Annotated in this window: 11 protein-coding genes and 1 pseudogene; 3 read left to right on the top strand and 9 right to left on the bottom strand. The window is 63.2% G+C overall.

The annotated features are described in order from the left end of the window. Positions 1 to 25 precede the first annotated feature (25 nt). Positions 26 to 682: a TRAP transporter small permease subunit gene (locus tag ACOQOQ_RS15100; protein WP_420567812.1), complete on the top strand. Its 657-nt coding sequence runs from the start codon at positions 26 to 28 to the stop codon at positions 680 to 682. Next, entirely contained in the window at positions 682 to 2,082 is a 1,401-nt protein-coding gene (locus tag ACOQOQ_RS15095; protein WP_420567811.1) for a TRAP transporter large permease, read from the top strand. The genes ACOQOQ_RS15100 and ACOQOQ_RS15095 overlap by 1 nt, the downstream gene beginning before the upstream one ends. Here ACOQOQ_RS15095 and ACOQOQ_RS15090 read toward each other — a convergent pair. The 6 genes from ACOQOQ_RS15090 to ACOQOQ_RS15065 form a co-directional block, all read right to left on the bottom strand. Beyond that, the gene (locus ACOQOQ_RS15090) at positions 2,079 to 3,158 is read right to left on the bottom strand and encodes a DUF1513 domain-containing protein (protein WP_420567810.1); all 1,080 of its coding nucleotides are present in this window, start codon (positions 3,156 to 3,158) and stop codon (positions 2,079 to 2,081) included. The genes ACOQOQ_RS15095 and ACOQOQ_RS15090 overlap by 4 nt on opposite strands. A 1-nt stretch (position 3,159) precedes the next feature. Further along, positions 3,160 to 4,167: an imelysin family protein gene (locus tag ACOQOQ_RS15085; RefSeq protein ID WP_420567809.1), complete on the bottom strand. Its 1,008-nt coding sequence runs from the start codon at positions 4,165 to 4,167 to the stop codon at positions 3,160 to 3,162. Then, a complete protein-coding gene (locus ACOQOQ_RS15080; RefSeq protein ID WP_420567808.1) occupies positions 4,167 to 5,654 on the bottom strand; it encodes a di-heme oxidoredictase family protein in 1,488 nt (495 codons plus the stop codon). Before ACOQOQ_RS15080 ends, ACOQOQ_RS15085 begins: the two co-directional genes overlap by 1 nt. Positions 5,655 to 5,750: 96 nt before the next feature. Continuing rightward, positions 5,751 to 7,022: an imelysin family protein gene (locus ACOQOQ_RS15075; protein WP_420567807.1), complete on the bottom strand. Its 1,272-nt coding sequence runs from the start codon at positions 7,020 to 7,022 to the stop codon at positions 5,751 to 5,753. Positions 7,023 to 7,052: 30 nt separating this feature from the next. Further along, entirely contained in the window at positions 7,053 to 7,214 is a 162-nt protein-coding gene (gene hemP / locus ACOQOQ_RS15070; RefSeq protein ID WP_420569781.1) for a hemin uptake protein HemP, read from the bottom strand. A 5-nt stretch (positions 7,215 to 7,219) separates the two neighbouring features. After that, a complete protein-coding gene (locus tag ACOQOQ_RS15065; protein WP_420567806.1) occupies positions 7,220 to 7,381 on the bottom strand; it encodes a hypothetical protein in 162 nt (53 codons plus the stop codon). 200 nt (positions 7,382 to 7,581) lie between these two features. Here ACOQOQ_RS15065 and mnmH point away from each other — a divergent pair, with 200 nt between their 5' ends. Continuing rightward, on the top strand, positions 7,582 to 8,634 hold the full coding sequence (mnmH, locus tag ACOQOQ_RS15060; RefSeq protein WP_420567805.1) for a tRNA 2-selenouridine(34) synthase MnmH: 1,053 nt from the start codon (positions 7,582 to 7,584) through the stop codon (positions 8,632 to 8,634). Here mnmH and selD read toward each other — a convergent pair. The 3 genes and pseudogenes from selD to ACOQOQ_RS15045 form a co-directional block, all read right to left on the bottom strand. Continuing rightward, positions 8,615 to 10,789 carry a selenide, water dikinase SelD gene (gene selD / locus ACOQOQ_RS15055; protein ID WP_420567804.1) on the bottom strand — a complete coding sequence of 725 codons (2,175 nt, stop codon included), beginning with the start codon at positions 10,787 to 10,789 and terminating at the stop codon, positions 8,615 to 8,617. The genes mnmH and selD overlap by 20 nt on opposite strands. Positions 10,790 to 10,897: 108 nt before the next feature. Further along, complete coding sequence (locus ACOQOQ_RS15050) at positions 10,898 to 13,558, bottom strand: molybdopterin-dependent oxidoreductase (protein WP_420567803.1); 2,661 nt, start codon at positions 13,556 to 13,558, stop codon at positions 10,898 to 10,900. Positions 13,559 to 13,648: 90 nt separating this feature from the next. Continuing rightward, positions 13,649 to 14,890 (bottom strand): annotated as a pseudogene (locus ACOQOQ_RS15045) (NAD(P)/FAD-dependent oxidoreductase); the annotation flags it as partial. Positions 14,891 to 14,906 lie beyond the last annotated feature (16 nt).

Here is a 14,906-nt window from a genome sequence, read left to right as displayed (position 1 = left end):
AAAAGGGCAGAAAACAGGGGGATGCATGGCAGGTTCTGCATCGGTGCTTGAGGACGGCTCGACACTCAGTCGTCTAGACCGCGGGTTACACAAGATCGAGACCGTTCTGGCCTTGGTCAGCGGCGTGGCGGTGTTTTCGCTGATGGTGCTGGCGGTCATTTCCGTGGGCGGGCGCAACACCATGAATATGCCGCTGCCCGGATACGTGGACTGGATCGAGCAAATCATGCCGTTGATCGCGTTCATGGGCATCGCTTACACCCAGCGCGACGGCGGGCATATTCGCATGGACATGCTGGTGGGGCAGCTGTCTGGCCGGACCTTGTGGGCGGCCGAGTTCATCACGGCCCTGGCCACGCTGATCCTGATGGCGCTTTTGGTCTGGGGCAGCTGGGAACATTTCCAACGCAGTTTTGATTTCGCCGCGCCTTTCTGGAGCCGCGACAGCTCGATCGATATCGGCATCCCGATCTGGCCCGCGAAACTGCTTGCGCCCGTTGCTTTCAGCGTTCTGTGCCTTCGCCTGGTTCTGCAGCTTTGGGGGTATGGGCGCGCTTTTGTGCTGGGCCTGGTCGAGCCCGTTGCCGTGCCGCTGGTCCTGTCCGCTGCCGCACAGGCCGCCGAAGAGGCAAGCCTGCTAAGCGACGCTGATCCTGTCGATGACCTCAAGGAGCGCCGCTGATGGAACCGATTGAAATAGGTCTTGTTGTCTCTGGTGGTTTGCTTTTGCTGGTTGTTCTTGGGATGCGTGTTGCGTTTGCGGCTGGCATTGCGGGGATGGTTGGGCTGGTTTGGATATTCTGGGCCAAGTTCGGCTATGATCCCAGCCGGTTCGGCAAGGCTTTGGGGATTGCCGTCAAGACCGCGGGGCAGGTGCCGCATTCGAAGATCTCGAGCCAGGCGCTGAGCCTTATTCCCACCTTTATCCTGATCGGATACCTGGCCTATTACGCGGGGCTGACCAAGGCCCTGTTCGAGGCCGCCAAGCGCTGGCTGGCCTGGGTGCCGGGGGGGCTGGCGGTGTCGACCGTGTTCGCCACGGCGGGGTTTGCCGCCGTTTCGGGTGCCTCGGTCGCGACCTCGGCTGTCTTTGCCCGTATCGCCATCCCTGAAATGCTGAAAATCGGCTATGACAAGCGCTTTGCCGCAGGCGTCGTGGCCGCGGGGGGCACGCTGGCCAGCCTTATTCCGCCCTCGGCCATCCTGGTGATCTATGCGATCATCGTGGAGCAGGACGTGGGCAAGCTGCTGCTGGCGGGCTTTATTCCCGGGGCGTTCTCGGCGCTGATCTATGGGCTGCTGATCATCGGCATGGCCGTCACGATCAAGGGGTTCGGCCCGCCCGTGCGCGGCTTTACCTGGAAAGAGCGCTTCGTGTCCTTGCCGCCCGCGCTGCCTATCGTCTTTGTCGTGGTGACGATTATCTTCTTTGTTTACAACCCCTTCGGCGGTGACGCCTGGGGCACCCCGACCGAGGGCGGGGCGATCGGCGCCTTTGTCGTCTTCGTGATGGCGCTGTATCAGGGCATGCGCTGGCCGCAGCTGAAGGACGCCCTTTTGGAGACCGCCAAGCTGAGCGTGATGATCTTTACCATCATCTGGGGCGTGCTGATTTACGTGCGCTTCCTTGGCTTTGCCGACCTGCCGGGGGCCTTCGCGAACTGGATCACCTCGCTCACCATGTCGCCGATGCTGATCCTTGTGTGCATCCTGCTGGCCTATGCGGTGCTGGGCATGTTCATGGATGCGATCGGGATGCTGCTGCTGACCCTGCCGGTGGTCTACCCGGCGGTCATGGCCCTGAACGGGGGCGAGTTCGTCAGCGCCGCCGACAGCAGCTTTGGCATGTCCGGGCCGATGTGCGCAATCTGGTTCGGTATCCTGGTGGTGAAAATGGCCGAGTTCTGCCTGATCACGCCGCCCATCGGGCTGAACTGCTTTGTCGTCGCCGGCGTGCGCGACGACCTGAGCGTGCAGGACGTCTTCAAAGGCGTCACCCCCTTCTTCATCGCAGACGCCATCACAATCGCTCTGCTCGTCGCATTCCCAGCTATCGTCCTGTGGTTGCCGAGTATGGCCTAGATGCGGATCAGGTGATTGTCCCAGGCCAGATCGGCCTGGGCGATCTGGCGCTGTTCGGGGCCATCAAAACCGATGATCCGGCCGGTCCCCGCAGTGGCCACAAAGCCGCCGGGGCCGCGGTTCAGGCCGCAGACGTCTTCTTCGGTGACATGCCAGTCAAAGGCGCCGGTGGCGGCTTCGAACACATGGATCATCCCCCCGCGCGGCGAGCTGATCGCCACCTGCGCGCCATCGCGCGAGAACGCGATCGAACCGGCATAGCCCTTCATCGCGCGGTGCAGAACTTCGGGGGCTTGCCCCAGAACGGGCGCGGCGTCGCTGCCGGGCAGGTAAGTCCCGACCAGGGCAGGGTGGCGGGTGCTATCCCCTTGCCATTGCATCGCAAATCCAACCATCCCGTCGGACCGAACCGACAGGTGCCGGATCGAGTTCAGCCGCAGCTCGGGCGGCAGCTGGGTGATTTCCAGCAGCTCTCCGCTGGCTGAAACAAGCGCAAGGTTCGCCCGCATCGAGGGCAGGTTCAGCGCGGTGCGGCCGCTTTCGGGATGGGTGTCGATGCCGCCATTGGCGATCACGAATGTATCAGTTCCCGGCAGGTGCAGCATGTCATGCGGCCCAACCCCGCCCGAGCTGAAATCACCAATGCGCCGGTATCCGCGGGTCCGGTCCCAGATGGCGATCCGGCCCGTGCCTTGCTCATAGTCATTTTCCGGGGTGAAGAGCATCTGCCCATCAGCCGAGAACACGCCATGGCCATAGAAGTGCCGCCCCTCGGGGCTGTGCAGCTGGGCTTTGACGGTGCCGGTGGCGCAGTCGATGACCTGGGCAAAGGTGCCCGGGCGGCGCGCAAAGGCGACGACCTCGGCCTGGTGGGGATGGGCGGCGGCGGCATGGCCCCGACCCGGCATCGGAACCCGGAAAATGGGCTTTGCGGACGCGTCCAGCCCGATCAGGGCATAGCCCTTTGCCGTTTTTGCGGCCGACAGATAGCGCGGACCGCCCAGATCGGCCCAGCTGACGCTGGGGCTTAGGCTGGCGGCCAGAAGTCCGGCCAGAAATCCGCGTCTTGTGGTCATGTCAGTCCCCGTCCAGCGCGTTGAAACCCGCCGCGACGCCCAGCTTGGCCCCAATATTGGCCAGCTGCTGTTCGCGGATCAGGTCGATGTCTTGCTTCAGGATTTCGATCTGTAGCCGCCCCGAAGGATCGTTGACCCCGGCAAACACCGGATCCTCAAGAGCGGTGGCTTGCGTGATGACGGCGTCAAAGGCGTTGGCGATATCGGCCGACAGGCTGTCATCACCCGCCGACAGGATCAACGCCAGATCACGCAGGGCGGTCAGCGACAGCACCACATGGCGCAATGACCGACCCGAGCGGCGGGCCTCGGCGCGGTTGGGGCGAGGGCGGTCAAACGTGCCCAAGGGGCGGCCCAGACGCGTGTCCGAGGTAAACTCAAGGCCCGCTGACAGGGCTTTGAACAGCTCTTGGTGGACTTCCTCGGTGCTGCGATAGGGGCTGTAATCCTGTCCCGGAGCCTTCATCAATGCGCCGTAACTGCCGCGCCAGTCCTGCGCGATGGAATGGCTGGTGGCCGCGATATCCGCCGTCAGGGCGCGGATCAGGGCGCAGCCATAGGTGGGGTCCGCACGAAAAGCCGGATCATACAGCAGAAATTCCAGCGCATAGTACCCGCGCGCTGCAATCGAAAGCGACGCAACGCCCCCCGGAGTGGTGATGATCGGGTCGGTCGTGGCGATCATCTGCGCCAGCGCCTTGGGGGTTTTGCCGCGACTGTCGGGCCAATAGGCCAGCGCAAAGGCGCGGTTGTCGCTTTCGGTTGGTCCAAAGCGCAGGTGGCTGACGCGGATCCAATGATCAAAGGCCAGTCCCCAGGCGCGGCGCAACTGTTCCGAGTCGGGGGCGCAGTCGGCCTTGGCGGCCTCGGCCATCCGGCGCGAGGCATCCTCGAGCGCGGTGAACCCCGGCAGGATATGCGCGTCGACCGCAGTTTTCGACACGGGTGTTTGCGCCAGCGCGGGCAGGGGCACAAGGACAATGGCGGCAAGCAACAAGGGTTTCAGCATCACAGGCTTTCCAAAAAGGCAATCAGAGCGTCCCGGTCCGGGGCGGGCAGGCTTACAAAGCGGTCTCGGGCTTGCTGGGCTTCGCCTCCGTGCCACAAGATCGCCTCGGTCAGGGTGCGGGCGCGTCCGTCATGCAAGAAGTGTTCGGTCCCCGTGACCTGTTTCACGCGCCCAATACCCCAAAGCGGCGGGGTGCGCCACTCGGAACCCGAGGCGCGGCTGGCGGGGCGCCCATCAGCAAGATCCGGCCCCATGTCGTGCAGCAAAAAGTCCGAGTAGGGCCAAATCATCTGAAACCCGCGCGGATCACCTGCGCGCCGCTGCGTGACAAAGGCCGGTGTGTGGCAGGCCGCGCAGCCGGCTGCAACGAACAGATCTCGGCCTGCGATGACGGTTTCGGGGGCTGCGGCGCGGGCCGGCACCGCCAGCGCGGCCACGAAATGTGTTGTCAGGTTCAGAGCGGTCATGTCCGCCTCGGTTCCCCGCGCGTCCTGATCGCCATGCGGCGCTGCGCGGCAGGCTGTCTGCTGCGCGGTGCAATCGCCCCAGGGATCCGGGAAAAGCGGGGTCGAGATGCCAATGTCATGGGCAAAAGCGTCGGCCACCTGTTCTGTCAGGCTACCGATCTCGGCCTTCCAGCCGAAGCGGCCGACACTTGTCTGGCCGCTTTGGGCCGAGATCACCATATTCGCACGTCCGCTGATGCCATCGCCGTTAGCGTCATCCGGGTCGGCCCCGGCCAGAATATCAGCGACGCGGATGGCGTCGATCAGGCCCATCCCCTGCAAGCTGGGTGCCAGACGGGGGCTGATCAGAATGTCCCTGGGCAGAGTCTGAACCTGATAGAGCGGCCTTCGCATGGGAACTTGGACCCCGTCTGCCAGCGTGACCGAGTGGTGCGTGTACCGGACCTCGGGCCTGCCCTCAGAGGTCAGTCCAGCGGTGGTTTCAGGCTGCAACTGGCCTCCGAATTTCGGATGGTCCTGAGTGGCCAGATAACCCTCGATCTCGGCGCGGTCAGGTCCGCCGTGCACGGACAGGCGCAGCACAAGGCCGACGGGCAGGGGGCCGTCCCCATCCGGGCCTTTTGCACGCCCTTGGCCCGGATGGCAGGCGGCGCAGTTGCGCGCGTTGTAAAGCGGGCCCAGCCCGTCCGAAGCCTTGGTCGAGGAGGGTGATGATACCCACAGCTTTTCGAAAACGGCCTGTCCCAGCGCAAGGTCCAACTTCGCCTCGGGCGTTAGGCCCGGCATGGGATGCGACAGGGCACCCGCGCCCAGATCGCCATGCACGGTGAGTTTACCGCCGGGGTTTGCCTCGAACCTGTTCACCTGACCGGGTGTGATCTTCATCGCCGTCGCGATCCGAGCGGTATCCTGATCGTTACGCTGGCCCTGACCCGCCCCCCCGACCGAGGGCACCGTCAGCACCGCCCCGAAAAGGGCGAACGCACCCCAAAGGGTGCGAAGGGCAAGGGAACAAGGCATGATGCAGGGCGTCTTTCGTCTGGGGCAGCCAAAGGGAAATGTGTCACCCCCGGCCGGTTGACAGACACGGGGTTCCGGGGGTGACGGGGCGCCTTGTTATTCGAACACAGCGTTGGGGTTATCCAAGCTGTCCGATCCTTCGACCGCCAGCGCATCCAGACCTAGGGCAACGACGACGCGCTCGATCGATTTGGTCTGGTCGATCAGGCCGTTCACGCCTCCCATGATCAGGGCCTCGCCCTTTGCGTTGCCGCGTTCAAGCATCTGGTCATAGGCAAATCCGCCGTCTGCTGCCGATTTCAGCGCGCCAAGGGCCTGCATCGTGGTGGCCAGTTTGGTCTTCATCTCGGTGTCCAAGGCCGCGTCAGTGGCGGCAACCAGATCGGTCAGCGCGGGGCCTTCGACGACAGAGCCATCGATGCGGGTATAGCTGCCCAAATAGACATTCTGGATGCCCTGACCATCATAGAAATGGCTGTTGTGGGTGTTGTCCGAGAAGCAATCATGCTCTTCCTCGGGGTCATTCAGCAGCAGGCCCAGACGCATCCGCTCGCCGGCTTGTTCGCCGTAAGAGAGGCTGCCCATACCGGTCAGGATGGCGCTGAGACCAGCGGTTTCGTCGGCCAGAACAGTTTCACGCGCAGCGCCCCCTTCGGACCACTGAGCCACCATCCATTCCAGATCGCTAACCAGCAGGTCGGTTGCGGCGGTCAGGTAGGCGCCGCGGCGGTCGCAATTGCCGTTCGTGCAGGCGTCACCCACTGCGAAATCCGTTGCCGGGCGGTTGCCGGCTCCGGGGCCGGTGCCGTTAAGGTCTTGCCCCCACAGCAGAAATTCAATCGCGTGATACCCGGTGGCCACGTTGCTTTCCACGCCGTCCGCCTCTTGCAGGGCGTTTTCCAGCAGCGCAGGCGTGATGACCCGCGCATCGACCTCCTTGCCACCCAATGTGAATTTCGGCGTGGCGATGACGTTCAGTACGGCATATTCGTTCTCATCCGTGGCCCCGCCATAGGACGCATCCACATAGTCGATCAGGCCCTCGTCCAGCGGCCAGGCGTTCACCTTGCCTTCCCAGTCATCAACGATTGCATTGCCGAACCGGAACACCTCGGTCTGTTGATAGGGGTTGCGCGCGGCCAGCCAGGCGGCGCGCGCCGCGGCCAGTGTCTGATCCGAGGGGGCAGCGATCAGCGCCTCGATGGCGGTTTGCAGCGCCTTCGCGGTGGTCAGGCTGTCCTCGTACTTGGCATGGGCGATGTTCGCGTAGGTGGTCAGAACCGCCGAGGCCGAAGGAGTTTCGGCGACAACGCCGGTTGCACTGAAGCTTACTGCCAGCGCCGATGCGGCCTGGATGGAGCGTTTCATGGGAATGTCTTTCTGTTCGCTAAGTGTTGGTTACTTGGTCAGGATCAGTTTGCCCGCGCGGGTGATCCGCAGGCTGTAAACCTGATCGCCCAGAATGATCCGGGCCTGCGTGCCGCCCTTGGTCAGATCCTGGGCATAGTGCACGGGTAGTCCATCAAGGATGTCGGTCGCGCCTTCGCGGTTCATGCACATGTCTGTCATCGTCCGGCCTCTGAATGTTCAAAGCGGTCAAGCAGCCATTCCAGACAGATGCCAGCGGACATGCCGGCCTCGGTCATCAGGCGACGGATGGATTTTTCATTGGCCAGCCCGCTGGAACGCGGGGGGTGTCCGGCCACAAAGATTTGCGCGTTTCTCATAACGGACGTCCCATTTGTAAGTGTGTCACATTCGGGCTGACCGCAGGCGCGGCTGGCTGGATGGCATTTATCTGACTAAATAAGTCGGAATAGTCAAGTTGAGTTTTTTGATAAGTTATTGAATTCCGCGATTGACGTTGGGTCCTGTCCGAAAATCGGGCGCTCTGGTCTGTGGGCGCGCGCTGGCGTAGAACAAGGGGATGAAACAGACGCTTGCCTCGCTCAAAGACCTGAAAACGCTGCCTTTTGATGACATCATTGACGTGCGCGCCCCGGCCGAATTCGCCGAGGATCACGTGCCCGGCGCGATTTCACTGCCGGTTTTGTCGGATGCCGAACGCGCCGAGGTTGGCACGGTCTATGTGCAGCAGGACCCGTTCCTAGCCCGCAAACTGGGTGCAGCGCTTGTTGCCCGCAATGCCGCGACTCACCTGCAAGGCCCCCTGGCGGACCGCCCCGGATCGTGGCGCCCATTGGTCTATTGCTGGCGCGGCGGGCAGCGGTCAGGCTCGTTCGCATCGATCCTGGCGCAGATCGGCTGGCGGGTTGGGTTGATTGATGGTGGTTACAAGTCCTATCGCCGCTTGGTGGTGCGGGCGATGTATGACGATCCTTTGCCGCTTCGCGTGATTTTGCTGGACGGGGGAACCGGCACCGCCAAGACCCGGATTCTGGGGCATCTGGCCGAGATGGGTCAGCAGGTGCTGGACCTGGAGGGGTTGGCACAGCACCGAGGCTCGCTTCTGGGTGGCATGGCCGGAGGGCAGCCCTCGCAAAAGGCTTTCGAATCGCGGATCGCTATGGCGCTGGTGGATATGGACCCCGCGCGCCCCGTGTTCATCGAGGCCGAAAGCTATAAGATCGGTGCCAGAATCCTGCCGCCGAGCCTGTGGCGGGCCATGCTGGGGGCGGCGCATGTGCATGTCAGCGCGCCGCTTCAGGCTCGCGCCGACTATTTGGTGGAGGCCTATGCGGACCTGATGCAGGACGCTGCGGTACTGGATGACAAGCTGGGCGTTCTGGCACAATTCCATGGCCATGAAGCGATCGCCAAGTGGCGCGAATTGTCTGCCAAAGGCGCCTTTGCCGATCTGGCTGCCGACCTGGTGCAGCACCACTATGATCCAAGTTATCGTCGGTCCTCGCGCAGGGCCGGGGCGCCGCTGCTAGGGCTGAACTTGCCCAGCTTGAAGACGCCCGACCTGAAGGACGCGGCCGCGCAGATCGCGGCGCTTAGCGACAAACCAGCCTGACGGGTGCCTCGATGATCCGTCCGATGCGGGCGGCGTGAATGTTGTGGGCCTGCAGATCGGACAGCAAACGATCGGCCTGATCTGCGGGCACAGCGGCCAAAAGCCCCCCGGCCGTTTGTGGATCATGCAACAGGGTCGCCTTGGGTCCGGTGGCGTTCAGCACTGGGGAGGACTTTAAGTTGCTTTCGTAGAGTGTTGATTTTACGCCGATTTCAGACATTTGAATCGCACCCTCATACGTCAGGATACCGTCCAGATCCAGCTCGGCTCCGACGCCCGAGGCCGCGCAAATCGCCTGCAGGTGCCCGGCCAGACCAAAGCCGGTAACGTCGGTCATCGCGTGGGCTTTGTGCAATATCAGAGCGGCTTGGGTCTGCGGTTGCGCCATGGCCTGCAGCATCCGCGCGACATGGCGGCCATTGGCGCGGGCCTGCATCTCGGCGGCAAGCAGTACGCCGGTGCCCAGCGGGCGGGTCAGGATCAACGCGTCCCCGGGCTGTGCTCCGGCTTGGGTGATCGCGTGCTGAACCAAGCCGGTGACAGTGAACCCGATGGTCATCTCGGGCCCTTGGGTCGAGTGCCCGCCAACAATCTCGGCTCCGACCTGCGCGAACATGTCCGAGGCCGCCCCCATGATTTCGGCCATGGTCCGCGCCTGTAAATCTGGCGACATGCGCGGCAAGATCACGTTGGCCAGCACCGCTTGGGGCTCTGCGCCCATCGACCAGATATCCCCCAGCGCATGTACGGCCGTGATCCGCGCCATCAGGGCCGGATCTTCGGTAAACGCCTTAAGGTGGTCGGTGGTAAGAACTTGTTTTTGCGACCCAATCTGCAGAATGGCTGCGTCGTCTCCGCGCCCGGTCAGAACGTCGGGGCGCTTCACTTGGGGAAGGGCGGCCAATGCACCGGCCAGCGTCTGCGCCCCCACTTTCGAGCCGCAGCCCCCACAGATCGGCTGTCCGTCACCAACCGTCTCGGCAACGCCCAACGTGGTGAGCGACGGCAGCTGAGGCGCCGGCATTTCCGGCAAATCACGGAACATGGTCATGAATTTCTGGTCGATGCGGTTTTTCATGCGCCACAGCCACGGGCCCTGCCAGACGCGCCCCCATTTTTCGGCCAGTGCGGATTTGCGGCCCAGCGAGATCAGCTTGAGGTAATCTTTCTGAGGTTTGAAAGGCCGCATCTGGTGTCCGGTCAGCGCGGCGCGCAGGTTTGCCAACAAGATCGGCGCGGCCCGTACGGCATAGACCCCGGCCTTGGGGCGCGGCGCATGGTCCAGGTGGGCGCAATCGCCCACGGCAAAAAGGTCCGGGTGGCCGCGCACCTGAAGCGTAGGCTCGACGATGACAAAGCCTTCGTGCAAGGGCAGACCGGTGTCCTGCAACCAAGGTTGCGGCAGCGCTCCGGCGACCCCAATGGTCAGACCCGCCGGGATGATCTTCCCCGAAGAAAGCTTGGGGCCTTCGGGTGTAACCTCTGAAATAATAGTTTTGGTGCAGATGGTTACGCCATTTTCTTTAAGTGCTTCTTCAAGTTTCGGCCGCGGCGTGGGATCGGCGGAAAGGATGGTGTCCCCGGCCTCGATCAGTGTGACATCGGCGGTGCCGGTGGCTGCGCGCAAAGCGTGGGCCATAGCCATCGCCAGCTCCACCCCAGCGACGCCCCCGCCGATCACCGCCACCGGCTGGGCATGTCCGTCCCGCTGGGCGGCGTCGATATATTGCGCCCAGGTCTCGGCATAGATATCCAGCGGCTTGGCGCCAATGGCATGCTGGGAAAACCCCGGCAGTTGCGGCAATTCCGAGGTGATGCCCACGTCGATCGAGGCAACATCATAGGCAATTTCCCGTCCGTCCTGCAGGGTTATCGTCTTGGCAGTGGCATCCAGCCCGACCGCGCGGTCCAGGATCACGCGCGCTCCGGCGAAGCGGGCCAGGCGAACCAGATCAATCTCAAGCTCATCGCGCGAGTAGTGCCCGGCGATATGGCCCGGCAGCATCCCCGAATAAGGCGCTGTGGGTCCGGGATTGATCACCGTGACCCGCGTGCCGGGCAGCGGCTGCATTCCCCATTTCAGCAGCACCAGCGCATGAGAGTGTCCGCCGCCGATCAGCACCAGGTCTCGGGTCAGTGGGGTTTGCGTCTGCATGAGCGGCATCCTTGGGTCCGGTGGCGAATTATTCCATTCCCAAGATGTATCGCGCCCCGCTGCGGGTGGCTATGGGGCGCGTGGATTTTTCGGCTCACATGTCTGCGATTACTCGGCGGCTTCCTGCACCTTGACCGAGGCCAGCAGCGTGGCCAGTTCGGGCCGGCACGAGCCGCAGTTGGTGCCTGCGTTCAAGGCGGCCCCGATCTGTTCGACACTAACCAGTTTCTGGTCGTTGATCGCGGTCAGGATGGTGTTCACGCCGACATCGAAACAGGCGCAGACGATCGCGCCCGGATCGGGACGGTCGGCCGAGGGGCGGCCCGCCAAAGCGCCGTTTGGCGGCTCTCCGATCATGCTGGCCATGTGGTTGCGGGCGACCTCGACCGGTGTGCGCGCGGCGAAAAGCGCGCCGACAAGGCGACCGTCTTCGATCAGGGCGATGCGGGCAGTACCCTTGGCGGGGTCCAGCACCGACTGCACCTGGGCGTCGGGCGCGTTCAGCAAGGCGCGGGCGTAGGTATCCCAATCGTCCGGGGTCTGGGATGCTGCCAGCTCGATCCGCCAGCCGGTGTTACTGCGGGCGCTGGCCCAGTATTCGGTTTGCGATTGTGGCTCGTCCAGCGACACGGCAAAGCCGTACCATGCCGCCTGAAAACGGGTCACCTTGGCCACCGAGGCCTTGGATTCAGGCTGACCTGACACCGGGTCAGTGATGGGCGCCACCAGCGCATCCACACGCCCGGCCGAGGCATATTGCGCAGTCCAGTGCATGGGCGCGAAAACCTGTCCGGGTTGCACACGGTCCGTGATCAGCGCGCGCAGCAGCGCGGTACCATGGGTGGTTTCAGCGGTGACGATATCGGCCGGGGACAGGCCAAGGTCTTTGGCGTCATCAGGATGGATCTCAAGATAGGGCTCGCCCATGTGCTGCGACAGACGCGCGGATTTCGCGGTGCGGGTCATGGTGTGCCAGTGGTCGCGCACGCGGCCGGTGTTCAGCCGGAAGGGGTAGTCCGCAGTCGGTATCGACTGCGGATCGCGATAGTGAATGGGCAGCATACGCCCCTTACCCGAAGGAGTGAAAAACTTGCCATCGCCAAAGAAACGGCCCCCGACGCGCAGGGCGGTAACAGGCCAATAGGTGGGCTGCAGGCTGTCGTATTCCTCGTCGCTTAGATTGCTGAGGCCCGAGATATCGAAATCCTTGCCCAACTGGCCGGCAATGCCCGACAGGGCCGCATATTCGCGGAAAATCTCGGCCTGAGTGGAATAGTCGAATGCCTCGGTCCAGCCCATGCGGCGGCCCACTTCGGCCATGATGTCCCAATCGTGGCGCGCTTCGCCGGGGGCTGGTAGGAACCCGCGCTGACGCGAGATGCAGCGTTCAGAGTTGGTGACCGTGCCGTCTTTTTCGCCCCAGCCCGTGGCGGGCAGCACCACATGCGCCAACTTGGCAGTGTCCGTGTCGGCGGTCAGATCACTGACAACAACGAAGTCGCAGCCCTCGATCGCGGCCTTCACCGCGTCGGCATCGGGCATCGACACGGCGGGGTTGGTGCACATCACCCAGAGCGCCTTGATCCGCCCGTCGCCCACTGCCTGGAACATGTCCACGGCCTTGAGCCCGGCAGCCTCGGGCATGTCCGGCGCGTTCCAGAAGGTTTTCACGGCCGAGCGGTGCTGGGGCACCTCAAGATCCAGATGGCAGGCCAGCATATTGGCCAGACCGCCCACCTCGCGCCCGCCCATGGCGTTGGGCTGGCCGGTCACGGAAAATGGCCCCATTCCGGGCTGGCCGATCCGGCCGGTGGCCAGATGACAGTTCAGGATCGCGTTCACCTTGTCCGCGCCCGCGCTGGATTGGTTCACGCCCTGAGAATAAACGGTGACGACCTTTTCGGTGCCAATCCACATATTGCAGAATTTCTGAATCTCGGCCTCGGACAGGCCGGTGACTGCGCTGTCGCAGCTGGAGGCCGCGTCGATGGCTGCCTCGAACCCTTCGACATGGGTGCTGACAAAATCGCTGTCCACGGCGCCTTGCTGGTGGATTTCCACCAGCAGACGGTTGAACAGGGCCGCATCCCCGCCGGGGGCGATCGACAGGTGTAGGTCGGCCAGATCCGAGGTCGCCGTGCGGCGCGGGTCGATATTCACGACCTTCATCTTGGGGTTGGCTTTTTTGGCGGCGACGATGCGCTGGTACAGGACCGGGTGGCACCACGCCAGGTTTGATCCGGTCAGCACCACCAGATCGGCGGTTTCCAGATCGGTATACTGGCCGGGCACGGTGTCGGTGCCAAAAGCACGTTTATGACCGGCGACCGAGGACGCCATGCAAAGGCGCGAGTTCGTGTCGATATTGGCCGAGCCGATGAAGCCTTTCATCAGCTTGTTGGCGACATAGTAATCCTCGGTCAGCAATTGCCCCGAGACGTAAAAGGCCACGCTATCGGGTCCGTGTTCGGCGATGGTGTCCTTGAATTTCTGCGCGACCAGGTCCAGTGCGCTGTCCCAATCGGTGGGGGCGCCGTTCACCTGGGGGGCCAGCAGGCGGTCATCCAGCCAGGTCGTCTCGCCCAATGCCGTCCCCTTGGAGCACAGCCGTCCCAGGTTGGCAGGGTGATCGGGGTCAGGCTTGGCCTGCACGCCGCCCGTGCCGTCTGGGCTGATCAACACGCCGCACCCTACACCGCAATAGGGGCAGGTGGTTTTGCAACTGGGGGTGTTTTGATCCAGAGCTGGCAAGATCCGCACGGTAGTCATGTGTCATTCCCCTTGGCGTCTGGCCGGGTGGGTTGCATGGGCCGACCCGTCGAAGGGCCGGGATGAGTTCGCGCGACCGCGTCAGCCGGTCAGGCTGCAGCGACCGCCATAGGGATCGGCCTCGGGGGTGCCCTGAAAGCCGGGGCCAAAAATCAGCATGTCCCGGATCGCGGTCACGTCCTGTCCGTCACGGATCAGGTTGTAGAACCAGCCCCCATCCGAGGTGTCGCCATACATCACGGCGCCGATGATCTTGTTTTCCTTGAGAATAAGCCGCTTGTAGAAGCCCGAGGCATGGTCGTGCAGGACGATGTCCTCGCGGCCCTCACCGCTGGCGAAATCGCCGGCGCTGAACAGATCGCAGCCTGTGACTTTCAGCTTGGTCGAAACTTGCTTGTTCACGAAGCGCGCCTCAATCCCTTGCAGGGTCTTGGCGACGACCTCGGCCTGATCATAAAGCGGGGCCACCAGACCAAACAGCTGGCCGTTGTGCTGAACGCATTCGCCGACGGCCAGAATATCAGGGTCCGAGGTGACCATGTGGTCATCCACCACCACGCCGCGTTCCACGGTCAGGCCCGTGTCCACAGCCAGCCCGGTGGCCGGGCGGATACCCACGGCCATAACCAGCAGATCGCAGGGCAGGACAGTGCCATCCTCCAGCTCAAGGCCCGTAACATGGCCATCTGCGCCCAGGATCTGCTTGGAGTTCGCGTTGCACAGGACGGTGATGCCCCGTGCCTCAAGGGCCTGCTGCAGAAGCGCTGCAGCAGCCGGGTCCAGCTGACGTTCCATCAGGTGCCCCATAATATGGACGACGGTCACGTCTACCCCGCGCGAGCTCAGGCCCGCAGCGGCCTCCAAACCCAGAAGACCTCCTCCAATCACAACGGCCTTAGCACCAGGTCTCTCCCCCAGGGCGATCATCCGTCTAGTATCTTCCAGGTCACGATAGGCGATCACGCCGTCCATATTGTGGCCGGGCAGGGGAATCATGAAGGGATTGGACCCCATGCCCAACACAATTTTGTCATAAGACACTTTGCCACGTTCACCAATGACCTGTTTGTGAATCGGGTCAATGGACAAGACTTTTTCACCAAATCGGCAGCAAATTCCGTGTCTTGCGTACCAATCTTCGTCATGAGTGACGATTTCGTCATAGGTTTTTTCGCCCGCCAGAACCGGCGACAGCATCAATCGGTTGTAGTTACCGCGCGGCTCGGCGTTGAAAATGGTGATATCATAGGCATCGGGCGCATCGGCCAGCAGGCGATCCAACACCCGACCCGATGCCATCCCGGCGCCTATGACGACAAGTTTCTGTGCCATCTCAGGCCGCTCCTTG

The sequence above is a fragment of the Thalassovita sp. genome (genome assembly GCF_965218685.1).
In the GTDB taxonomy this organism is placed as follows: Bacteria; Pseudomonadota; Alphaproteobacteria; order Rhodobacterales; family Rhodobacteraceae; genus Thalassobius.
Note: the sequence above shows the minus strand (reverse complement) of the source record. Positions and strands in the feature narration are given on the sequence as shown.

Bases quoted from the DNA above. Each gene is read 5' to 3' on its own strand.
- ACOQOQ_RS15090 (WP_420567810.1), bottom strand. From the start codon at position 3,158: ATGACCACAAGACGCGGATTTCTGGCCGGACTTCTGGCCGCCAGCCTA.
- ACOQOQ_RS15065 (WP_420567806.1), bottom strand. From the start codon at position 7,381: ATGAGAAACGCGCAAATCTTTGTGGCCGGACACCCCCCGCGTTCCAGC.
- ACOQOQ_RS15075 (WP_420567807.1), bottom strand. From the start codon at position 7,022: ATGAAACGCTCCATCCAGGCCGCATCGGCGCTGGCAGTAAGCTTCAGT.
- ACOQOQ_RS15080 (WP_420567808.1), bottom strand. From the start codon at position 5,654: ATGCCTTGTTCCCTTGCCCTTCGCACCCTTTGGGGTGCGTTCGCCCTT.
- ACOQOQ_RS15050 (WP_420567803.1), bottom strand. From the start codon at position 13,558: ATGACTACCGTGCGGATCTTGCCAGCTCTGGATCAAAACACCCCCAGT.
- hemP (WP_420569781.1), bottom strand. From the start codon at position 7,214: ATGTGCATGAACCGCGAAGGCGCGACCGACATCCTTGATGGACTACCC.
- selD (WP_420567804.1), bottom strand. From the start codon at position 10,789: ATGCAGACGCAAACCCCACTGACCCGAGACCTGGTGCTGATCGGCGGC.
- ACOQOQ_RS15100 (WP_420567812.1), top strand. From the start codon at position 26: ATGGCAGGTTCTGCATCGGTGCTTGAGGACGGCTCGACACTCAGTCGT.
- mnmH (WP_420567805.1), top strand. From the start codon at position 7,582: ATGAAACAGACGCTTGCCTCGCTCAAAGACCTGAAAACGCTGCCTTTT.
- ACOQOQ_RS15085 (WP_420567809.1), bottom strand. From the start codon at position 4,167: ATGCTGAAACCCTTGTTGCTTGCCGCCATTGTCCTTGTGCCCCTGCCC.
- ACOQOQ_RS15095 (WP_420567811.1), top strand. From the start codon at position 682: ATGGAACCGATTGAAATAGGTCTTGTTGTCTCTGGTGGTTTGCTTTTG.